This is a genomic window from Phenylobacterium sp., from assembly GCF_965229015.1.
GTDB lineage: Bacteria > Pseudomonadota > Alphaproteobacteria > Caulobacterales > Caulobacteraceae > Phenylobacterium.
The window spans coordinates 1,658,073-1,677,312 of the sequence record NZ_CBDDIM010000001.1 but is presented as its reverse complement, the minus strand read 5'-3'; the positions used below and the strand labels follow the sequence as shown (position 1 = coordinate 1,677,312).

The following is a 19,240-nucleotide window of genomic DNA, read 5'->3' as shown; positions in this document are numbered from 1 at the left end:
CTAGAGGTCCAGCTCGATCACCACCGGCACGTGGTCGGAGGGCTTGTCCCAGCCGCGGACGTCGCGATGGATGACGCAGGCTGTGAGCTTGTCGGCGGCCTGGGGGGAGAGCAGGGCGTGGTCGATGCGGATGCCGTTGTTCCGCGGCCAGGCGCCGGCCTGGTAGTCCCAGAAGGTGTAGCTCTCCGGCGATCCGTCGACCTCCAGGAAGGCCTCGGTGAGGCCCAGCCATTTCAGCGCCCGGAAGGCCTCGCGGCTCTCGGTCTGGAAGAGGGCGTCGCCGGTCCAGTTCTGCGGATTGGCGGCGTCACGGGGCTCGGGGATGACGTTGTAATCCCCCACCAGGGCCAGCGGCTCCTCAAAGGCCAGCAGCTCGCGGGCGTGGGCGTTGAGGCGCGCCATCCAGGCCAGCTTGTAGGCGAACTTGTCGGTTCCGATGGGGTTGCCGTTGGGCAGGTAGATCGAGGCCACCCGAACCGGGGTGGGGCCGGAGATCACCGCCTCCAGATAGCGGGCGTGGTCGTCGGCGTCGTCGCCGGGCAGGCCCTTGCGGACGTCCTCCAGCGGCGTCTTCGACAGGATCGCGACGCCGTTATAGGTCTTCTGGCCGTTGACCGCGATGTTATAGCCAAGGCGTTCAAAGGCTTCGGCGGGGAACTTCTCGTCGACGCATTTGATCTCCTGCAGGCAGGCGACGTCCGGGGAGACCTCCTCGAACCAGCGCAGGACGGTCTCCAGCCGGGCGTTGACCGAGTTGACGTTCCAGGTGGCGATCTTCATGGGCGTCCTTGGGCTTGGCTTGGATCTTGCGTCTAGCCCCTCGATGCAGGGATCGCCAAGCAATCTAGGACACCCCGCTAGCCTGGGGGGCGAACAAGACGCCGCCCGCGCGGCGATTCAGTTTGACGCGTGGCGGGGCGACAGGGACCTTGCCCGCATGTCAGGGGCCACCAAGCCGGGCCGACGGCTCTCGCGCCGCGCCAAGATGATCTGGATGGGGGTGGCGACCGCCGCCTGCCTGGCCCTGGCGCCGGTCGGGGCCGTGGGCGCCCTGTTCTCGCCGCTGGTCTTCGATCACCAGGGCAACATCCTCAATCCCCTGGCCTGGATCGCCTTCCTGCTGATGGTCCTGTTCTGGATCGTCTGCCTGATCGGCCCTTTCCTGGCCTGGGTGCTGTTCAAGCGCGACCGCGAGCCCCTTGCCTGGGCCGCCATGGCCGCGCCGCTCGCCTGGCTGACCGTGCTGGTGGCGATCCTGCAGTTCATTCCGGGCTGAGAGCGGCCGCGGCGGCCTCCAGGATCATCGTCCAGCCCTGGCCGGTCTGCTCGCGATATTGGTCGTCGACGCCCTCGTGGGTGAGGGTCAGGACGGCGCCGTCGCCGTCGGCGGCGATCTCCAGCCGCACGGTGGTGAAGCGCGGATCGTATTTCGGCACGGCGAACTCGAAGACCAGGCGGTGGGGGCGGTCCAGCTCCAGGATGCGGCCCACATGCTCGATGTCCTGGCCGTCGCGGCGGTCGACGAAGCTGTAGACGCCGCCGACCCGGGGCTCGATGTCCACGCGCACCATCTCGCCCGTCGGAGTCGCGAACATGAAGCGGCCGGCGATGGCCGGGTCGAGGAAGGCGTCGAACACCCGCTCGGGGCTGACCGTGAAGCGGCGGGTGACGGTGACGGTCCGGGTCATGTCGGGGGCTCCTGGGCGTCCTGCGCACTGAAGATCGCGTCCAGGGCCTCGAGGCTTCGCGTCCAGAGGGCGCGCTGGGTCTCGATCCAGGCCTGGGCGGCGTCGAGCGGGGCGGGGTTGAGGGTCAGCAGGTGCTCGCGGCCGGCGCGGCGGCGGACCACCAGGTCGGCGCGCTCCAGCATGCGGATGTGCTTGGAGACCGAGTTCAGGGAGATGTCGAAGGGGGCGGCGAGCTCGGTCACGCGGGCCTCGCCCCGGGTCAGCCGCGCCAGGATCGCCCGCCGGGTGGGGTCGGCCAGGGCGGCCAGGGTGTTGTCGAGCTGGGCGGACATTCACCCATTTGGATGAATAATTCACCTCAGGTCAAGCCCGGCGGGCGGTTGACCCGTCCGCCAGCCTCTGCCATGGGAGCGATTGAGAATTAATCGCAAGAATGGATCGCGCTTATGGGACGTCTCGGCAGGCTGTTGTGCGGCGGAACGGCCTTGGCCCTGCTGGGGGCGATCACGCCGGCTCAGGCCCAGGAGGCGGTGGCGGTCGACGAACTTGTGGTCACCGCCATGCGCTCGGAGGCGCCGCGCGCCACAGTGCCCTCCACCATCCAGATCATCGGCGAGACCGAGCTGCGGGTGCAGCAGGCCCTGGCGATGAGCGCGGTGGAGGCGGTCTCGGCCCTGGTGCCGTCCTTCTCGCCGACCCGGCAGAAGCTCTCGGGCGCCGGCGAGACCCTGCGCGGCCGCTCGCCGCTCTATCTGGTGGACGGCGTGCCGCAGTCGACGCCGCTGCGGGACGACAGCCGCGACGGGTTCACCATCGACCCCTTCTTCATCGACCGCGTCGAGGTGGTGTTCGGCTCCAACGCCATCCAGGGGGTCGGCGCCACCGGCGGGGTGATCAACTATGTCACCGCGCCGACGCCCAAGTCCGGCCAGGGCTGGACCGGCAAGGTCATGGCCCAGACCAGCTTCGACGACGGCGTGCTGGACGACAGCTTCGGCTACAAGGCCGCCGGCCTGGTGGGCCGCGACTTCGGGACCTGGGACTTCGTGGCCGGCGCGGCCTACGAGGCCCACGGCGGCTATTACGACGCCGAGGGCCGCCGCATCGGCATCGACGCGACCCAGGGCGAGCTGCAGAATTCCGACAGCTGGTCGCTCTTCGGCAAGGCGGGGGTCGATCTCGGCGACGAGCGGCGCCTGGAGGCCATGGTCAACCACTTCGAGCTGGAGGGGGGCGACGACTTCGTCCTGGTCAATGGAAACCGCGCCACCGGCCTGCCGGCGACCGCGCGGCCGGGCGTCCAGCCCGGCCTGCCCACCGCCAACGAGGTGACCTCCGCGGCGATCACCTACAAGGACCGCGACCTGTTCGGCGGGGTCCTGACGGCCCAGGGCTTCGCCCACGACTATCACGGCGTCTTCGGGGGCTCGATCACCGGCACGTTCCAGGACGTCCGCCTCGCCCCGCTGAACACCCTGTTCGACCAGTCGGCCAACAACTCCCAGAAGCAGGGGTTCAAGCTGGATTACGAGCGCGGCTTCGCGGCGCTGCCGGGCCTGAAGATCCTCGTGGGCCTCGATGGGCTGAGGGACAAGACCTACCAGGAACTGGTGCTGACCAACCGCGTCTGGGTGCCCAAGACCACCTACAAGAGCCTCTCGCCCTTCCTGCAGGCCCACCAGGCCCTTTGGGACGACCGCATCCACCTGTCGGCTGGGGTGAGGCAGGAGAACGCCACCCTGGAGGTGGGAGACTTCACCACCCTGGCCTCGTCGGGCTCCACCCGGGTCGCCGGCGGCGCGCCCAGCTTCACGGAGGTGCTGACCAATGTCGGCGGCACCTTCCGGGTGGTGGACGGGGTGGTGGCCTACGCCTCCTATGCGCAGGGGTTCACCATGCCGGACGTCGGCCGGGTGTTGCGGGCCATCAACACGCCAGGCCGTGACGTCGACACCTATCTGGACGTCGCCCCGGTGGTCTCGGACAACCTGGAGCTGGGGGTCGAGTTCGCCCACGGGCCGGTGAACGGGTCGCTGGCCTGGTTCTCCTCGGCCTCGGACAAGGGCGCCCTGCTGGTGCTCAACGCCGGGGGCACCTTCGACGTCCAGCGCCAGCGCACCGAGATCGAAGGCGTCGAGGCGACCCTTCGCTGGAAGGCCAAGGACTGGCTGACCCTGGGGGCGGCCTATTCCCACCTGAAGGGCCGGACCGACGGGAACGGCGACGGTCGGGTCGACCAGGACCTGGACGGGGCGAACATCTCGCCCGACCGGCTGACCCTGACCGCCGACGCCACCTATGGCGACTTCAACTTCCGCCTGCAGGGCCAGGTCTTCGAGGCCCGCAGCTTCCAGGGTCAGCCGGCGGCCAACGCCTTCGAGGGCTATGAACTGCTGGACGCGGTGGCCGCCTGGAACGCGCCTTTCGGGGTCGTCAGCCTGGGCGTCCGCAACCTGCTGGACGAGCAGTACATCACCTATAACAGCGACACGACCAACCCGACGGACAACGCCCGCTACTTCGCGGGCCAAGGCCGGGCGGTGACGCTGGGGATCGTGCGGGCCTTCTGATGGGCCTGATCCGCACCCTGCACGCCTGGGCCGGGGCGATCCTGGCCCTGATCCTCGTGGTCCTGGGGCTCACCGGCGCCCTGCTGGTGCTGCGCGAGGACTGGGTGAAGCTGACCGTGCCGGAAGCCCGCGCCGTGGTGACGGCCTCCCCGGCGGTGCTGGGGGCGGCGGCCGAGGCCGTGGAGGCGAAGGGGACACCCCGCAGCATGATGTTCGCCGGGCCGCGCCTGGGGGTCCATCGGCTGACCTATGCGAAGGACGGCATGGCCTATGCCGCCGCCGACGGCGCCGTCCTGGCCCGCTGGACCGACACCGAGCGGGCCGAGCAGTGGGTCTTCCAGCTGCATCACCGGCTGCTGGCCGGAGAGAGCGGCGAGATCGTCGTGGGAACGGCGGGCCTGGCCGGTGCGGTGCTGTGCCTGACCGGCGTGATTGTCTGGTTTCCCGCCTGGCGCAGCTTCGCGGGGAAGGTATGGCCGAAGTCGGCGACCCGGCGGGACATCGTCGCCTCGCACCGCGACCTGGGCGTCCTGATGGCCGTCCCGGTCTTCGTCCTGTGCCTGACCGGCGGGATGATCGTCTTCAACGACACCAGCAAGGCGCTTCTGATCGGACTGGCGCCCGGCGGGGTTCAGCCGGGCAAGCCGCCCCAGGCCGGGGCGGGGGACATCGACTGGCCCGTGGCCCTGGCCGGCGCCCAGGCGGCGTTTCCGCAGGCGACCCTGAGGCTGGCGAGCTGGCCGTCTGCGCCTGGGGCGCCCGCCGTCATCCGCATGAAGCAGCCAGCCGAATGGCATCCGAACGGCCGCACCCTGGTCTATATCGACCCCGCGACCTCCAAGGTGGTCGGCACGTTGGACGCCCAGGCCTTGGGCCCCGGCGCCCGGCTCCAGAACGCGCTCTATCCGATCCACGCCGCCTCGGTGGGAGGCCGGCTCTACGAGCTGGTGGTGTTCCTGGGCGGCGTCGCCCTGGCGGCCCTGGGCGGGCTGGGCCTCTGGTCGTTCCTGATCCAGCAACGACGCAACTGGACGCGGGGGCGGTAAGGCGAACCCGCTCGCCCCGGCCTCGGCCGGAATGCGGGAAACGATCAGATGGAGAAGCTGACGCCGCAGCCGCAGCTGGACTTGGCGTTGGGGTTGCGGACGCGGAACTCGGCGCCGGCCAGTTCGTCGACATAGTCGATCACCGAACCCTTGAGCAGGATCAGGCTCATCTCGTCCACCAGGGCCGCGGCGCCGTCATGCTCCACCACCAGGTCGTCGGCCTGCCGCTCGCTGACCAGGGCGAACTGGTACTGGAAGCCCGAGCAGCCGCCGCCCTCCACCGCCACGCGGAGCATGACGGGGTGGCCCTCGGTCTTGCTGAGGTCGTGCAGCCGCTGGGCGGCGGTGGGCGAGAGCGTGAGGTCTGATGTGGTCATGATGCGTAAAACCCTGGTCTGGCCTATATGAGGGTGACTGGGCTCTTGACCAAGGGGCCACCGCAGATTGCGAGCATACATGGCTTTGACGGTTCCGCCCCGCGTCTCCTACGCCGAAGACCCCGGCCTGTCCCTGGGCCGCAAGGTCGTGGAGCCGGAAAGCCGCAACCGCACCCCCTTCGCCCGCGACCGCGACCGCATCATCCACGCCACCGCCTTCCGCCGCCTGAAGGAGAAGACCCAGGTCTTCGTGGCCCACGAGGGCGACCACTTCCGCACCCGCCTGACCCATTCCCTGGAGGTGGCCCAGGTGGCTCGGTCCCTGGCCACGGCGCTGGGGCTGGACGCGGATCTCGCCGAGACCATCGCGCTCGCCCACGACCTGGGCCATCCGCCCTTCGGCCATGCCGGGGAGGATGAGCTGCAGGTGCAGATGGAGCCCTATGGCGGCTTCGACCACAATGTGCAGACCTTCCGGGTGGTCACCAAGCTGGAGCGCCGCTATCCGCGCTGGGACGGGCTGAACCTCACCTGGGAGACCCTGGAGGGGGTGATCAAGCACAACGGCCCGGTGACGGCCAAGCTCAGCCAACCCTCGTGGAAGGCGATCTCCGAGTTCGACGCCGAGTACGACCTGGGCCTGGACACCTGGGCCTCGGCGGAGGCCCAGTGCGCGGCCCTGGCCGACGACATCGCCTACAACAACCACGACGTGGACGACGGGGTGCAGGCGGGCCTGTTCCACCTGAAGGAGCTGCTGGACGTGCCCCTGATCGGCCCGATCCTCGCCAGCGTCTACAGGGACTATCCCGACCTCGACCCGGGCATCGTGCGGCTGGAGGCGGTGCGGCGCATGATCGGGGCGATGATCGACGACGTCCTGGCCGAGACCGAGCGGCGGGCCGTCTCGTCCAAGGTGGCCTCGGCCGACGACGTGCGGCATCTCGACCACGCCCTGGTGGCCTTCTCCCGCGACATGCTGGAGGATCTGGGGCGGTTGCGGGAGTTCCTGATGAACCGGATGTACCGGCACTGGAAGGTCAATCGCACCCGCTCCCAGGCCCGCCGTATTCTGGCCGAGATGTTCCAGTTGTTCATGAGCGAACCCGATGTCCTGCCGACGGAGTGGTTCGCCCGGTCGCAGAACCGCGACGACGCCGGCCGCGCCCGGGTGGTGTGCGACTACATCGCCGGCATGACCGACCGCTTCGCCATCGAAGAGCACCGCAGGCTTTTCCACCTCGACGTCTGGAATTAGGGCGTCGCGGCGGTTCGAAGCCCGCCGCCCTTCGGTACACTGACCACGACGCCGTGCGATTCGTTTCGCGCGCGCTTTTCGATTCCCTTGGGAGCCTTCGATGACCAACCCCGATCGCGGCGCCTACACGCCCCCGACCGACGCGCCCCTGGCCTTCGACGCGCGCCAGCCGGTGCGCGGAACCCGGCCGGCCCCGATGATGCTGATCATCTCCGCCCTGGTGCTGATCGGCCTGGTGGTGGCGATCTTCGTCTTCTATCGCTCCGGCGTGCGCCAGGCCGGCGCCGCGCCGCAGGCGGTGGGCACCCCCGTGGGCGCCATCAAGGGTCCCGCGCCCGCCGAGGACCAGCCGGTGGACCCCGCCGCGGGCCTGCAGATCTACCAGTCCTCCGAGGGCGCGGCCGCGCCGACCACCCCCAACTTCACCGCCCCGCCGGAACAGCCCGCGGCCCGCGCCGCCCCGCCGGTGGCCGTGGTCACCCCGCCGCCGGCCCCCAAGCCCGCGCCGACCCTTCCGGTGGCCGCCGGGCCCGCCCCCGGTCCCGTGGCGGCTCTCCCCGTCACCCCGGCGCCCAAGCCTGTCCCGGCCCTGAAGCCCAACCTTCCGGCCCCCGCGCCCGTGGCCGCCGCCGGCGGCGCGGCCGCGGTGCAGATCGGCGCCTTCTCCTCCCAGGCCCTGGCCGACAAGGGCTGGAACGACGCGGCCAAGATCGCGCCGGGCGCCACGGCCGGCAAGGGCAAGCGGGTCGAGGCCATCCAGAAGGACGGCGCCACCCTCTACCGGACCGCGGTCACCGGCTTCGCCAGCCGCGCCGACGCCGCGGCCTTCTGCGACCAGCTCAAGGCCGCCGGCAAGTCCTGCTTCGTGAAGTGAGCGTCAACGCCGCCATCCTCGGCTGCGCAGGCCTGAGCCTCTCGAGCGAGGAGCAGGCCTTCTTCCGCGACGTGCGTCCCTGGGGGTTCATCCTCTTCAAGCGCAATGTCGACAGCCCCGACCAGGTGCGGGCCCTGACCGCGCAGCTGCGCGCCTGCGTGGAGCGCCCCGACGCGCCGATCCTGATCGACCAGGAGGGCGGCCGGGTCGCCCGCCTCGGGCCGCCGCACTGGCGGCGCTATCCGCCGGGCCGGGCCTATGGCGAGCTGCCGGCCAATGATCCGCTGCTGCGGCGGGAGATCACCCGTCTCGGCGGCCGCCTGCTGGCCCACGATCTCGCCGCCCTGGGGATCAATGTCGACTGCGTGCCGGTGCTGGACGTGCCGAGCGAAGGCGCCCACGACATCATCGGCGACCGGGCCTACGCCAGGACCCCCGAGGGCGTCGCCCAGCTGGGCCGAGCGGCCTGCGAGGGGCTGATCGCCGGGGGCGTCCTGCCGGTGATCAAGCACATCCCCGGCCACGGCCGGGCCATGGCCGACAGCCACCTGGACCTGCCGGTGGTGGACGCCGCCTATGAGGACCTGGACGCCCACGACTTCGCGCCCTTCCGGGTGCTGTCGGACATGCCCATGGCGATGAGCGCCCACGTCGTCTACACGGCCGTCGATCCACGGGGCCCGGCCACGACCTCCAAGCGGGCGATCAGCACGGTGATCCGCAAGGCCATCGGCTTCGACGGCCTGCTGATGACCGACGACCTGTCCATGAAGGCCCTGGGAGGCGACTTCACCACCCGCGCCAAGGCCGCCCTGTCGGCCGGCTGCGACGTGGTCCTGCACTGCAACGGCGACATGGCCGAGATGAAGGCGGTGATCGTCGGGACCCGCGCGCTTTCCGGCCGCGCCGCCCAGCGGGCCCGCGCGGCGCTGGGCCGCATCGCACGGACCCCCGAGCCCTTCGATGCTGAGGAAGGGCGCGCGCGATTCGACGCGGCCTTCGCGGGGCAGTGGTCTTGAGCAACACCTTCCAGCCCAATCTCGACTTCGAGGCCGCCGCCACCGCGGCCGAGGACGGCGAGGCCCTGATCATCGACCTGGAGGGCTACGAGGGCCCGCTCCATGTGCTGCTGGCCCTGGCCCGCAGCCAGAAGGTCGACCTGATGAAGCTGTCGATCACCCGCCTGGCCGACCAGTACCTGGCCTTCGTTCACCAGGCCCGGCGCATCCGCTTCTCGCTGGCCGCCGACTATCTGGTGATGGCCGCCTGGCTGACCTATCTGAAGTCCCGCCTGCTGCTGCCCAAGCCCGAGCGCCCCAAGGCCGAAGAGCCGCCGGCCGAGGAGATGGCCGCGCAACTGGCCTTCCGCCTGGCCAAGCTCGACGCCATGCGCCGGTCCGCCGACGCTCTGCGCGACGGCGCCCAGCTGGGCCGCGACGTCTTCCTGCGCGGCGATCCCCAGGCGATCCAGATCATCCCCTCCAACCGCCTGGAGGGCGACCTCTATGGCCTGATGAGCGCCTATATCGCCCAGCGGAAGAAGGAACAGGACCGCCACTACACGCCGCGCACGCCCCAGGCCTATCCGCTGGAGGCGGCCCGCGAGCGGCTGCGGGACATGCTGCCCGACCTGTCGCGATGGACCGCCCTGGAGGGCATAGCGCCGATGCGCCCCAGCAGTGAGCCCGGCCCGAGCCGCGCCTCCTATGTCGCCTCCACCCTCTCGGCCAGCCTGGAGCTGGTGAAGGAGGGGGCCATGGAGGCCCGCCAGCTGGAGGCCTTCGCCGATATCTTCCTGCGCGCCCGACGGGGAGCCGCCGCGTGACCGATCCCGCCGAGCGCCAGGTCGAGGCCCTGCTGTTCGCCGCCGCGGGCCCGCTCAGCCTGGACGACATCGCCAAGCGCCTGCCGGCCAATTCCGACGTCGAGGCCGCCATCGCCGCCCTGCAGGCGACCTATGCTGGGCGGGGCGTCGAGCTGGTCTGCGTGGCCGACCGCTGGCGCTTCCAGACCGCCCCGGACCTCGCCTTCCTGATGACCGAGGAGCGGGAGGAGCCCCGGCGGTTGTCCAAGGCCGCCCAGGAGACCCTCGCCATCATCGCCTACCACCAGCCGGTGACCCGGGCCGAGATCGAGTCCGTGCGCGGGGTGCAGGCCAGCCGCGGCACCCTGGACGTGCTGCTGGAGCTGGGCCTGGTGCGGATGCGCGGCCGCCGCCGCACTCCGGGCCGCCCGGTCACCTACGGCACCACCGACGCCTTCCTGGAGCACTATGGCCTGGCGGCGCTCGCCGACCTGCCGGGCATGGCCGAGATGAAGGCCGCCGGCCTGCTCAGCCTGGACCTGCCCGCCGACTTCGCCATCCCCAATCCGGGCGGCGTGGACCTGGAAGAGGACCCGCTGGAGGACGACGCGGCGCCCGAATTCCACACAGACTTCCTCGGGGAGGAGGAAGAGCGCTGATTGGACGCGCAGGCTCTTGCGAACCGATTGGCGCGCGGTCACCTAAACGACTATATTCGATTGGAATATCGCAACTGGCGCGCGCCCCCTCGGGCGCCGGCGCAAAGGAGTAAGGTCATGGGTGCTTTCGGGCCCATCCACTGGATCATCGTGGCGGTGGTCGTGCTGCTGCTGTTCGGCGGCCGCGGGAAGCTGTCGGGGATCATGGGCGACGCCGCCAAGGGTATCCGCGCCTTCAAGGACGGCCTCAAGGACGGCGACGAGGTGGCCTCGACGACCGCCAAGCCGCTGCCCAGCGAAAAAGACGAAGCCCGCAGCTAGTCGGCTGCCGTTCCCGGATTTCCGCCCACGCCGGTCCTGATCGGCGTGGGTTTTCATCGTTTAGGCGTGGGCAATGCTTCCTGAAGTCGGCGGGATGGAACTGCTGGTCATCGCCGCGGTCGCTCTGATCGTGGTGGGGCCCAAGGATCTGCCCATGCTCCTGCGCAAGCTGGGGCAGTTCGTGGCGCGTCTGCGCTCCATGGCCGACGACTTCCGCGCCAGCTTCGACGAGATGGCCCGCCAGTCGGAGCTCGACGACCTGCGCAAGGAGGTCGAGGCCATGCGCCGCGGCCAGCTGGTGGACCAGGCGGCGGCCGAGGCCTCCAACGTCGAGATCAACCAGGTTTTCAATGAGATCGGCGACAGCCTTCAGGGCTCGGGGATCCAGTTCCACCCGCCCATGAGCCACCAGTACGGCGAGGCCGAAGGCGCCGAGGGTGCCACCTCGGAACCCGTCGTGGCCAAACCCAAGGCGCCCCGCAAGCCCCGGGCGCCGACCGCGGCCACCACCAAGCCCAAGGCCGCGCCGAAGAAGAAGCCCGCCACCGTCGCGGCCGCGCGCCGCGCGCCCAAGGGGACGGTCTCTTGAGCGACGAGATCGACGACGAGATCGAGGCCTCCCGCGCGCCTCTGCTGGATCACCTGATCGAACTGCGCTCGCGCCTGATCATCTGCGTCGGCGCCCTGGCGGTGGGCTTCGCGGTCTGCTTCGCCTTCTCCACCCAGATCTACTACCTGCTGCTGCACCCCTATCAGGTGGCCGCCCAGCTGATGGCCGCCCAGCGCCTGGCCGAGCACGCGGGGCCGCACGCCGGCTTCGTGGACGGCATCCTGCAGTTCCTGCACATCAAGCCGACGCCGCCGAACCAGGCGAGCTCGGCCGGTCCCTTCGACCTGCTGCTGGCCCTGGTGGGCCTGAAGGAGGTCCCGAACCTCGCGTCCGGCGCGCTGAAGCTGGTCTATACCGCGCCGCTGGAGTTCTTCTTCACCAAGGTGAAGCTCTCGGGCTTCGGGGCGGTGATCCTGACCTTCCCGGTCCTGGCCGCCCAGATCTATGGCTTCGTGGCGCCGGGCCTCTACAAGAAGGAGCGGCACGCCTTCCTGCCCTTCCTCGTCGCCGCCCCGGTGCTGTTCGCCCTTGGCGCGGCGCTCGTCTATTTCATGATCCTGCCGTTCGTCCTCTGGTTCTCGCTCTCCCAGCAGATCACCGGGGTGGGCGCGATCTCCGTCGAACTGCTGCCCAAGGTCTCCGACTACCTGACCCTGGTGACCACACTGCTGATGGCCTTCGGCCTCTGCTTCCAGCTTCCGGTGGTGCTGACCCTGCTGGGCATGGCCGGGATCGTGGACTCCAAGATGCTGCGGGCCGGGCGCCGCTACGCCATCGTCGGCATCTTCGTGGTGGCCGCGGTGGTGACCCCGCCCGACCCCATCAGCCAGACCCTGCTGGCGACCCCCATCATCCTGCTCTACGAGATCTCGATCTGGTGCGTGGCCCTGATCGACCGCCGCCGTGCCCGCGAGGACGCCGCCACGGCCGTTGCGGTGGTCTAGTCGCCATTGGCCTTGATGAGGCGACGCACCTCCGCCTTGGTCAGGGCCAGGACGGCCGCGATGTCGCCGAGGGTCTGTCCCGGGGCATAGAAATAGTAGGCGATGACGTGGCCTTTGATCGTGGTCAGCACGCCGGCGAAGCAGACCTGGAAGGTCTGGGTTCCGGCGCTCCCCTGGCCCGTGCCGGTAATGTAGTAGCCGTACTCATCAGCGGCGACGGGCTGGATGTTGACGCCGATCTCGGTCTTGGCGCCGAGGACCTCGCTGGCGGATTTGGACGCCTCCTTGCCCAGGTTTTCGGAGTTCATCAGCGCGGCGAGTTCCGAAGGCGGAATCGCGCCCATCTCGGCCAGCAGTTCGCTGCGGCTCGCCTTGACCAGCAGCAGCTTCCTCGGCGTCTTGACCAGGGCATAGCGCGTCGGCGCCGTATCCGACGCGATGTCGTCGCAAAGATAGAGCGACGCGGTGGTCAGGTTTTCCTTATCCGCCGCGGCCGTCAGCTGGGCGATTCCCTCGAAACGTCCGCTGGCCGGGCAGTAGCCCGCGGGCAAGGGAACGATGATGTTGTCGCCGATAAGATTGAAATCGGTGGTCCGCAACGGCGGCAAAGCAGCCACGGGCGTCGAGGTTCTGGGAACCGGCGGCGTCGCGGCGTGGGACGATCCGGCCAACATGGCCAGTCCCACCGCGATGGTCGCCAAGGTGATGAAGTGTCGTCCCATGGCTGCGTCCCCCCCGGAATGGCCGCCACCTTATAGTCAGGCTTGCAGCCTGGACCTAGAGCTGGCCGGGAGTCTCGGCCTTGGCGCCCCCGCCAACGCGCTCTAGAGAAGCCGCTTACCTTACGGCGGACCCCATGCACGACATTCGAGCCATTCGCGAAACCCCTGAGCTTTACGAAAAAGCCTGGGCTGCGAAGGGCCGCTCCGGGGCGGCCGCCCAGGCCATCGAGCTGGACGCCAAGGTCCGCGCGGCCAAGACCGCCGCCGAGACCGCCCAGGCCAAGCGCAACGAACTCTCCAAGCTGATCGGCCAGGCCAAGGCTCAGAAGAACGAGGCCGAGGCCCAGCGCCTGCTGGCCGAGGTCGAGGCCCTGAAGGGCGCCGGCGCCGCCCAGGCCGAGGCCGAGCGGGCCGCCAGCGCCGAGCTGTTCGACCTGCTGGCCTCGCTGCCCAATATCCCCGCCGAAGACGTGCCGATCGGCAAGGACGAGCACGACAATGTCGAGGTGCGCCGCTGGGGCGAACCGAACCACGTCGCCGCGCCCAAGGACCACGTGGACCTGGGCGAGGCGCTCGGCCTGATGGACTTCGAGGCGGCCGCCCGGATGAGCGGCGCCCGGTTCGTGGTGCTGCGCGGCCAGCTGGCGCGGCTGGAACGGGCGCTGGGCCAGTTCATGCTGGACATCCAGACCCAGGAGCACGGCTACACCGAGGTCTCGCCGCCGCTGATGGTGCGCAGCGAGGCCATGTTCGGCACCGGGCAACTGCCCAAGTTCTCCGACGACCAGTTCGTGGCGATCCCCGGCCTGGAGAACGCCCGGGCGCTCGGACCCGGCGACCTGGCGCAGGCCTCCGACATCCGCTGGCTGATCCCCACCGCCGAGGTCTCGCTGACCAACCTGGTGCGCGAGCAGATCACGGCCGAGGAGGAGCTGCCGCTGCGGCTCACGGCGCTCACCCCCAGCTTCCGCGCCGAAGCCGGCGCCTCGGGTCGCGACACCCGCGGCATGATCCGTCAGCACCAGTTCTACAAGGTCGAGCTGGTCTCGATCACCGCGCCCGACCAGTCGGAAGCCGAGCATGAGCGCATGGTGGGCTGCGCCGAGGCGGTGCTGAAGGCCCTGGAGCTGCCGTTCCGGACCATGAAGCTGTGCAACGGCGACATGGGCTTCTCGGCCCGGCGGACCTATGACCTGGAGGTCTGGCTGCCGTCGGAGGGCCGCTATCGCGAGATCAGCTCCTGCTCCAACTGCGGCGACTTCCAGGCCCGGCGCATGGACGCCCGCACCAAGGCGGCCGGCGAGAAGGGCACGCGCTTCGTCCACACCCTGAACGGCTCGGGCCTGGCGGTGGGCCGCACCCTGGTGGCGGTGATGGAGAACTATCAGGACGAGAAGGGCCGGATCGCCATTCCCCAGGCCCTGCATCCCTACCTGCCGGGCCTGACCCATATCGGTGGCGAGGCGTGAGAATCCTGCTGACCAATGATGACGGCATCCATGCCGAGGGTCTGGTCGCGCTGGAGAACATCGCCCGGGCGCTGTCCGACGACATCTGGATCTGCGCCCCGGAATACGAGCAGTCGGGCGCCAGCCGGGCTCTGACCCTGTCGGACCCGGTGCGGGTGCGGAAGCTGGACCCCCGCCGCTTCGCCACCAGCGGCACCCCCACCGACTGCGTGATGCTGGCCATCTTCGAGCTGATGGAGGGCGCCAAGCCCGACCTGGTGCTGTCCGGCGTCAATCGCGGCGCCAACCTGGCCGAGGACGTGACGCTATCGGGCACGGTGGCCGGCGCCATCGAGGGCATGGCCATGGGGGTTCCCTCCATCGCGCTCTCCCAGACCGGCTGGCCCACCGGCAATGAGGACATCTTCGCGCCTGCCGAGCACTTTGCCCCGGGCATCATCGCCAAGCTGGTGGAGACCGGCTGGCCCAAGGACGTGATCATCAACGTGAACTTCCCGGCCGCGCCGGTGGAGAAGATCACCGAGGTGGAGGTCACCCGCCAGACCTTCCGCGACATCAATGTGCGCCACGCCGAGAAGCGCACCGACCTGCGGAACCGGGACTACTACTGGATGGGTTTCCGGCAGGAGCGATCCTCGCCCGCCGACGGAACCGACCTGAAGGCGATTTACGAGGGAAAGATTTCGGTGACGCCCTTGCACATCGACCTGACTCACCTTGAGACGGTCAATCGGCTGAAGGGCGTGCTGGGCGGCACGCCGCCCAGGGCGTAGATGAGCGTGGACATGACCAAGACGGAGAAGGACTCGCCTGAAACGCGGCTGGCGCGCCTGATCCTGAATCTGCGTTCGCAGGGGGTCAGCGATCCCGGCGTGCTGAACGCCATCGAGTCGACCCCGCGCGACCTCTTCACGCCCGACCTGTTCCAGGAACGCGCCTGGGAGGATTCGGCCCTGCCCATCGCGTGTGGCCAGACCATCAGCCAGCCCTTCATCGTCGGCCTGATGACCCAGGCCCTGTCCCTGGAGCCCCGCGCCCGGGTCCTGGAGATCGGCACCGGCTCGGGCTACCAGACCACCGTGCTCTCCAAGCTCTCGCGGCTGGTCTACACCGTGGAGCGCTACCGGACCCTGATGGGGGAGGCCGAGGCCCGCTTCAAGGCGCTCGGTCTCACCAATGTGATCACCCGCTTCGGCGACGGCGGCCTGGGCTGGCCCGAGCAGGCGCCTTTCGACCGCATTTTGGTCACGGCGGCGGCGCCGGAGGAGCCCAAGGCTTTGCTTTCGCAGTTGAAACCCGGGGGGGTGCTGGTGGCGCCGATCGGCAAGGGACCCGTCCAAAGCCTGAAACGCTATACCGGCGACGGCAAGGGCGGCTTCACCGTCGAGGCCCTGACCGACGTTCGGTTCGTACCCCTGCTGGACGGCGTGGCCCGGGAGCTTTAGCCGTCCACAACCTTACGAGTTTGTGGGTTGGCGGTGATGGGGTCCTTAACCCATCATTAACCCCGACGCCTCGACTGATTCCGAACCCATAGAGCGGAGCGGCGATGACGCTTTCTTATTCCCGAACGGCCTTGATCCTGTTGGCGGCGACGTCCCTCAGCGCCTGCACGACCTATGCGCCGTTCGGCGAGGACGCCCAGGCGCCCCGGCCCAACTTCCCCACCCGGCTGCCGCCCCCCGGCGCCCAGGCGCCGCCGCCGGTCCAGGCGCCCCAGGACCAGGGACCCGCGCCGCAGCCCGGCCCGGGGCAGGTGGAGAGCCGTCCGCTGGAGCCCGTCCCCGGCGGCCCGGCCTATGTGACGCCCTCGACCCCGCCCTATACGCCGCCGCCGGCCTACCAACCCCCGGCCTACCAGCCGCCGTATCAGCCGCCGCCGCCGGTGATGCAGACGGTCACCCGCCAGACGGTGACCGGCAAGGTGGTGGACGCCGCCGGCCCGCCCAAGACCCACACGGTCAAGAGCGGCGACAACCTGGACGCCATCGCGCGGTCCATGGGCACGACCCGCAAGCAGCTGGCCGAAGACAACGATCTGAAGGAGCCCTACGTCCTGCGGCCCGGCAAGACGCTGAAGGGGCCCTCGAGCGACGCCAAGGCCTATGTGGTGGGGCAGGGCGACACCCTCTACGCCATCGCCCGGCGCTTCTCGGTCACCGGCCAGGCCCTGGCCGACGCCAATGACATGAGCGTCGACAAGCCGCTGACCGCCGGCAGGAAACTGATCCTGCCCGACGGCTTCAAGGACAAGGGCCCCACCACGGTGACCGTGCGGGTCCAGGTCCCGGGCTCGGGCGCTCAGGCGCCGGCCCCCACGCCCTTCCAGCCCCAGGCGCCGGCCCAGCAGCAGCGGCCGCCGGCTTACACGCCGCCGCCCGCCGTGACCCCGGAGCCCGAACCCGAGGCCCCGCGGACCACCACGACCACCACCACCAAGACCATGGTCACCGGCAAGCTGGTGGAGGTGGCCGGCCCGCCCCAGGTCTACACCGTCAAGAACGGCCAGAACCTGGACGCCATCGCGCGCGCCATGGACACCACCCGCAAGCAGCTGGCCGACGACAACAAGCTCAAGGAGCCCTACGTCCTCCATGCCGGGGACAAGCTGAAGGGCCCCAAGACCACGGTGAAGGCCTATGTGGCGGTGTCGGGCGACACGCTCACCCTGATCGCCAAGCGCTTCAGCGTCACCCCCAAGGCCCTGGCCGCCGAGAACGACATGAAGGTCGGCGACGCCATCAAGGCCGGCCGCAAGATCAGCCTGCCCGACGGCTACAAGGACAAGGGGCCGATCAAGGAGACCACCCGCACGACGGTGACCCTGCCGCCCGAGCCGCGGCGCGACACGACGCCCGTGACCCCGCCGCCGAGCCGGCCCACCCCGCCGCCGGTCTCTCAGCCGGTGACGCCGCCGCCGTCAAACAACGACTACCGGCGGCCGACCTCGCCGCCGCCGACCCAGCCCAACCGCACCTTCCCGATTCCGCCGGCGGCGACCTCCGGTCCGCTCAGCGACGCCCAGATCACCAGCCAGGGCCGCGGCCGGTTCAACTGGCCGCTGCGGGGCGACATCATCTCGGACTTCGGGCCCAAGGGCACGGGCCAGCGCAACGACGGCCTGAACATCCGCGCCAACGCCGGGGAGGCCGTGCGCGCCGCCGCCGGCGGGGACGTGGTCTATGCCGGCGACCAGGTGCCCGGCTTCGGGAACCTGGTGCTGATCAAGCACGCCGACGGCTGGGTCACGGCCTACGGGCACCTCGCCCGCGTGGACGTGAAGATGCAGCAGAAGGTGGTCCAGGGTCAGCAGATCGGCCAGGCCGGCACCAGCGGCGGGGTCTCCGAACCCCAGCTGCACTTCGAGGTCCGCTACGCCCCGGCGCCGACGGAACGCGCCCGGCCCATCGATCCGAAGCTGGTGCTGGGACGGTGATCGGTCCCCTCTCCCCCTTGGGGGGAGAGGGTAGGGTGAGGGGGCGCGCAGCAGGGCTGCGCGTCTCGACCTGGGGGTAATCACGGAAATTCAGGAAGAGCCCTCACCCTATCCTCTCCCGCAAGCGGGAAAGGGGAAGAGTCTCTACATCGGCAGGGTCTTGCCCAGCTCCCCCGCCAGGTCGCGGATGAACTGCCAGGCGACGCGGCCGGAGCGGCCGCCGCGCAGCTGGGCCCATTGCAGGGCCCGGCGTTCCAGATCGGCGACGATCAGGCCGTGGGCGCGGGCGTAGGCGGTCACCGCCTCCAGATAGGTCGCCTGGTCCATCGGCGGGAAGCCCACCCACAGGCCGAAGCGGTCGGACACGCTCACCTCCTCCTCGGCGTCCTCGGCCGTGGCGATCAGGCCGCGGTCCTCGCCGTGGCCGCGGGGCATCAGGTGGCGGCGGTTGGAGGTGGCCACGAACAGCACATTGGCCGGCGGGCCGGAGACCCCGCCCTCCAGGGCCGACTTCAGGGCCTTGGCCGCCGCCGCCCCCTCCTCGAAGGAGAGGTCGTCGCAGAGCACCACGAACCGCTCGGGGCGTTCGCGCAGGGTGTCGAACAGGGCGGGCAGGGCGGTGACCTGGTCGCGGTCGACCTCCACCAGCTTCAGGTCCGGGGCGTCCTGGGCCACCGCCATGAAGGCGGCCTTGGCGAGGGAGCTCTTGCCCGTGCCGCGCACGCCCCAGAGCAGGGCGTGGTTGGCCGGCAGGCCGGCGGTGAACCGCTGCAGGTTCTCCAGGAAGCGGGCCTTCTGGGCGTCCACCCCGATCAGGGCGGCCAGGGGCAGGGCGTAATCGGGCGCCGGATGGAAGGCGTGGGTGGCCGGATCGTGGCGGAAAAGCCGCGCCCCTTCGAAGTCCGGAGTTACGCGGGCCGGGGGCGCCAGGCGCTCCAGGGACGAGGCGATGCGCTCGAGAACGGATTTCAGCTCAGATTCCATGGCCGTGGTGCTTAGCGGTCCTGCCGTTCCATTGCAAAACGAGGGGCGAACGCATAGCTTCCGCCGACTTGAAAACCGGCGGCTTTTCGCACGCCCGACGACGAACTTCGGAGAGACCATGTTCGCCACCCCCGCCTTCGCTCAGACCGCAGGCGCCGCCGCCGGCGGCGGACCGCAGGAAATGCTGATGCAGTTCCTGCCGCTCATCGGCCTGGTCGTGCTGTTCTACTTCCTGATGATCCGCCCGCAGCAGCAGCGGATGAAGGCCCATCAGGCCATGATCACCAATGTGAAGCGCAACGACACCGTGGTGCTGAACTCCGGCGTCATCGGCAAGGTGGTTCGCGTCGAGGACAAGGAAGTCGGCGTCGAGATCGCCCAGGGCGTCACCGTCAAGGTGGTCAAGACCATGATCTCCGACGTGCGGGTCAAGGGCGAGCCCGCCCCGGCCAACGACTCCAAGGCCTGAGAGCCCCGT

At 69.9% G+C, this 19,240-nt stretch carries 22 protein-coding genes; 16 read left to right on the top strand and 6 right to left on the bottom strand.

Annotation, left to right across the window (positions count from 1 at the left end; all coding sequences use genetic code 11):
• The gene (xth, locus tag ACO06I_RS08375) at window positions 1-780 is read right to left on the bottom strand and encodes an exodeoxyribonuclease III (protein ID WP_421932121.1); all 780 of its coding nucleotides are present in this window, start codon (window positions 778-780) and stop codon (window positions 1-3) included.
• 157 nt (window positions 781-937) lie between these two features.
• Here xth and ACO06I_RS08370 point away from each other — a divergent pair, with 157 nt between their 5' ends.
• The gene (locus ACO06I_RS08370) at window positions 938-1,276 is read left to right on the top strand and encodes a hypothetical protein (protein WP_421932120.1); all 339 of its coding nucleotides are present in this window, start codon (window positions 938-940) and stop codon (window positions 1,274-1,276) included.
• On the opposite strand, the gene ACO06I_RS08365 is transcribed toward ACO06I_RS08370, so the two are convergent.
• Both ACO06I_RS08365 and ACO06I_RS08360 read right to left on the bottom strand, forming a co-directional pair.
• Entirely contained in the window at window positions 1,263-1,688 is a 426-nt protein-coding gene (locus tag ACO06I_RS08365) for an SRPBCC family protein (protein WP_421932119.1), read from the bottom strand. The genes ACO06I_RS08370 and ACO06I_RS08365 overlap by 14 nt on opposite strands.
• Complete coding sequence (locus tag ACO06I_RS08360) at window positions 1,685-2,020, bottom strand: ArsR/SmtB family transcription factor (RefSeq protein WP_421932118.1); 336 nt, start codon at window positions 2,018-2,020, stop codon at window positions 1,685-1,687. The genes ACO06I_RS08365 and ACO06I_RS08360 overlap by 4 nt, the downstream gene beginning before the upstream one ends.
• Window positions 2,021-2,134: 114 nt before the next feature.
• Between ACO06I_RS08360 and ACO06I_RS08355 the strand changes: the two genes are divergently transcribed.
• Complete coding sequence (locus tag ACO06I_RS08355) at window positions 2,135-4,258, top strand: TonB-dependent receptor (protein ID WP_421932117.1); 2,124 nt, start codon at window positions 2,135-2,137, stop codon at window positions 4,256-4,258.
• On the top strand, window positions 4,258-5,304 hold the full coding sequence (locus tag ACO06I_RS08350; protein WP_421932116.1) for a PepSY-associated TM helix domain-containing protein: 1,047 nt from the start codon (window positions 4,258-4,260) through the stop codon (window positions 5,302-5,304). The genes ACO06I_RS08355 and ACO06I_RS08350 overlap by 1 nt, the downstream gene beginning before the upstream one ends.
• A gap of 44 nt (window positions 5,305-5,348) precedes the next feature.
• Here ACO06I_RS08350 and erpA read toward each other — a convergent pair whose 3' ends face one another.
• Window positions 5,349-5,681, bottom strand: a complete 333-nt coding sequence (erpA, locus tag ACO06I_RS08345) for an iron-sulfur cluster insertion protein ErpA (protein ID WP_421932115.1) — start codon at window positions 5,679-5,681, stop codon at window positions 5,349-5,351.
• A gap of 79 nt (window positions 5,682-5,760) precedes the next feature.
• Here erpA and ACO06I_RS08340 point away from each other — a divergent pair, with 79 nt between their 5' ends.
• The 8 genes from ACO06I_RS08340 to tatC all read left to right on the top strand — a co-directional run bounded on the left by ACO06I_RS08340 (window position 5,761) and on the right by tatC (window position 12,151).
• Complete coding sequence (locus ACO06I_RS08340; RefSeq protein ID WP_421932114.1) at window positions 5,761-6,939, top strand: deoxyguanosinetriphosphate triphosphohydrolase; 1,179 nt, start codon at window positions 5,761-5,763, stop codon at window positions 6,937-6,939.
• 100 nt (window positions 6,940-7,039) lie between these two features.
• Complete coding sequence (locus ACO06I_RS08335) at window positions 7,040-7,813, top strand: SPOR domain-containing protein (RefSeq protein WP_421932113.1); 774 nt, start codon at window positions 7,040-7,042, stop codon at window positions 7,811-7,813.
• The gene (gene nagZ / locus ACO06I_RS08330; RefSeq protein WP_421932112.1) at window positions 7,810-8,832 is read left to right on the top strand and encodes a beta-N-acetylhexosaminidase; all 1,023 of its coding nucleotides are present in this window, start codon (window positions 7,810-7,812) and stop codon (window positions 8,830-8,832) included. The genes ACO06I_RS08335 and nagZ overlap by 4 nt, the downstream gene beginning before the upstream one ends.
• A complete protein-coding gene (locus ACO06I_RS08325) occupies window positions 8,829-9,638 on the top strand; it encodes a segregation and condensation protein A (RefSeq protein WP_421932111.1) in 810 nt (269 codons plus the stop codon). Before nagZ ends, ACO06I_RS08325 begins: the two co-directional genes overlap by 4 nt.
• Complete coding sequence (gene scpB / locus ACO06I_RS08320) at window positions 9,635-10,276, top strand: SMC-Scp complex subunit ScpB (RefSeq protein ID WP_421932110.1); 642 nt, start codon at window positions 9,635-9,637, stop codon at window positions 10,274-10,276. The genes ACO06I_RS08325 and scpB overlap by 4 nt, the downstream gene beginning before the upstream one ends.
• 117 nt (window positions 10,277-10,393) lie before the next feature.
• Window positions 10,394-10,597: a twin-arginine translocase TatA/TatE family subunit gene (gene tatA / locus ACO06I_RS08315; RefSeq protein ID WP_421932109.1), complete on the top strand. Its 204-nt coding sequence runs from the start codon at window positions 10,394-10,396 to the stop codon at window positions 10,595-10,597.
• A gap of 73 nt (window positions 10,598-10,670) precedes the next feature.
• Window positions 10,671-11,186: a Sec-independent protein translocase protein TatB gene (gene tatB, locus ACO06I_RS08310; protein ID WP_421932108.1), complete on the top strand. Its 516-nt coding sequence runs from the start codon at window positions 10,671-10,673 to the stop codon at window positions 11,184-11,186.
• Window positions 11,183-12,151, top strand: a complete 969-nt coding sequence (tatC, locus tag ACO06I_RS08305; RefSeq protein ID WP_421932107.1) for a twin-arginine translocase subunit TatC — start codon at window positions 11,183-11,185, stop codon at window positions 12,149-12,151. The genes tatB and tatC overlap by 4 nt, the downstream gene beginning before the upstream one ends.
• Here tatC and ACO06I_RS08300 read toward each other — a convergent pair.
• Window positions 12,148-12,873, bottom strand: coding sequence for a hypothetical protein (locus ACO06I_RS08300; protein ID WP_421932106.1), 726 nt, complete (start codon window positions 12,871-12,873; stop codon window positions 12,148-12,150). The two genes, tatC and ACO06I_RS08300, sit on opposite strands and share 4 nt — an antisense overlap.
• 134 nt (window positions 12,874-13,007) lie before the next feature.
• Between ACO06I_RS08300 and serS the strand changes: the two genes are divergently transcribed.
• The 4 genes from serS to ACO06I_RS08280 all read left to right on the top strand — a co-directional run bounded on the left by serS (window position 13,008) and on the right by ACO06I_RS08280 (window position 17,778).
• Entirely contained in the window at window positions 13,008-14,342 is a 1,335-nt protein-coding gene (serS, locus tag ACO06I_RS08295) for a serine--tRNA ligase (RefSeq protein ID WP_421932105.1), read from the top strand.
• Window positions 14,339-15,115 (top strand): 5'/3'-nucleotidase SurE, encoded by a 777-nt coding sequence (gene surE / locus ACO06I_RS08290; protein ID WP_421932104.1) that lies wholly within the window; start codon window positions 14,339-14,341, stop codon window positions 15,113-15,115. Before serS ends, surE begins: the two co-directional genes overlap by 4 nt.
• Window positions 15,116-15,787: a protein-L-isoaspartate(D-aspartate) O-methyltransferase gene (locus ACO06I_RS08285; RefSeq protein WP_421932103.1), complete on the top strand. Its 672-nt coding sequence runs from the start codon at window positions 15,116-15,118 to the stop codon at window positions 15,785-15,787.
• A 104-nt stretch (window positions 15,788-15,891) separates the two neighbouring features.
• Window positions 15,892-17,778, top strand: a complete 1,887-nt coding sequence (locus ACO06I_RS08280) for a LysM peptidoglycan-binding domain-containing protein (RefSeq protein WP_421932102.1) — start codon at window positions 15,892-15,894, stop codon at window positions 17,776-17,778.
• A 144-nt stretch (window positions 17,779-17,922) separates the two neighbouring features.
• Here the strand turns inward: ACO06I_RS08280 and ACO06I_RS08275 are convergent, their stop codons facing one another.
• Window positions 17,923-18,762 carry an ATP-binding protein gene (locus ACO06I_RS08275; protein WP_421932101.1) on the bottom strand — a complete coding sequence of 280 codons (840 nt, stop codon included), beginning with the start codon at window positions 18,760-18,762 and terminating at the stop codon, window positions 17,923-17,925.
• A gap of 118 nt (window positions 18,763-18,880) precedes the next feature.
• On the opposite strand from ACO06I_RS08275, the gene yajC reads away from it, so the two are divergent.
• Complete coding sequence (gene yajC / locus ACO06I_RS08270; RefSeq protein ID WP_421932100.1) at window positions 18,881-19,231, top strand: preprotein translocase subunit YajC; 351 nt, start codon at window positions 18,881-18,883, stop codon at window positions 19,229-19,231.
• Window positions 19,232-19,240: the final 9 nt, after the last annotated feature.

Excerpts from the sequence above, each read along its gene's own strand:
- xth (WP_421932121.1), bottom strand. The coding sequence starts at position 780 with ATGAAGATCGCCACCTGGAACGTCAACTCGGTCAACGCCCGGCTGGAG.
- ACO06I_RS08370 (WP_421932120.1), top strand. The coding sequence starts at position 938 with ATGTCAGGGGCCACCAAGCCGGGCCGACGGCTCTCGCGCCGCGCCAAG.
- ACO06I_RS08365 (WP_421932119.1), bottom strand. The coding sequence starts at position 1,688 with ATGACCCGGACCGTCACCGTCACCCGCCGCTTCACGGTCAGCCCCGAG.
- ACO06I_RS08360 (WP_421932118.1), bottom strand. The coding sequence starts at position 2,020 with ATGTCCGCCCAGCTCGACAACACCCTGGCCGCCCTGGCCGACCCCACC.
- ACO06I_RS08355 (WP_421932117.1), top strand. The coding sequence starts at position 2,135 with ATGGGACGTCTCGGCAGGCTGTTGTGCGGCGGAACGGCCTTGGCCCTG.
- ACO06I_RS08350 (WP_421932116.1), top strand. The coding sequence starts at position 4,258 with ATGGGCCTGATCCGCACCCTGCACGCCTGGGCCGGGGCGATCCTGGCC.
- erpA (WP_421932115.1), bottom strand. The coding sequence starts at position 5,681 with ATGACCACATCAGACCTCACGCTCTCGCCCACCGCCGCCCAGCGGCTG.
- ACO06I_RS08340 (WP_421932114.1), top strand. The coding sequence starts at position 5,761 with ATGGCTTTGACGGTTCCGCCCCGCGTCTCCTACGCCGAAGACCCCGGC.
- ACO06I_RS08335 (WP_421932113.1), top strand. The coding sequence starts at position 7,040 with ATGACCAACCCCGATCGCGGCGCCTACACGCCCCCGACCGACGCGCCC.
- tatA (WP_421932109.1), top strand. The coding sequence starts at position 10,394 with ATGGGTGCTTTCGGGCCCATCCACTGGATCATCGTGGCGGTGGTCGTG.
- tatB (WP_421932108.1), top strand. The coding sequence starts at position 10,671 with ATGCTTCCTGAAGTCGGCGGGATGGAACTGCTGGTCATCGCCGCGGTC.
- ACO06I_RS08300 (WP_421932106.1), bottom strand. The coding sequence starts at position 12,873 with ATGGGACGACACTTCATCACCTTGGCGACCATCGCGGTGGGACTGGCC.
- serS (WP_421932105.1), top strand. The coding sequence starts at position 13,008 with ATGCACGACATTCGAGCCATTCGCGAAACCCCTGAGCTTTACGAAAAA.
- ACO06I_RS08285 (WP_421932103.1), top strand. The coding sequence starts at position 15,116 with ATGAGCGTGGACATGACCAAGACGGAGAAGGACTCGCCTGAAACGCGG.
- ACO06I_RS08280 (WP_421932102.1), top strand. The coding sequence starts at position 15,892 with ATGACGCTTTCTTATTCCCGAACGGCCTTGATCCTGTTGGCGGCGACG.
- ACO06I_RS08275 (WP_421932101.1), bottom strand. The coding sequence starts at position 18,762 with ATGGAATCTGAGCTGAAATCCGTTCTCGAGCGCATCGCCTCGTCCCTG.
- yajC (WP_421932100.1), top strand. The coding sequence starts at position 18,881 with ATGTTCGCCACCCCCGCCTTCGCTCAGACCGCAGGCGCCGCCGCCGGC.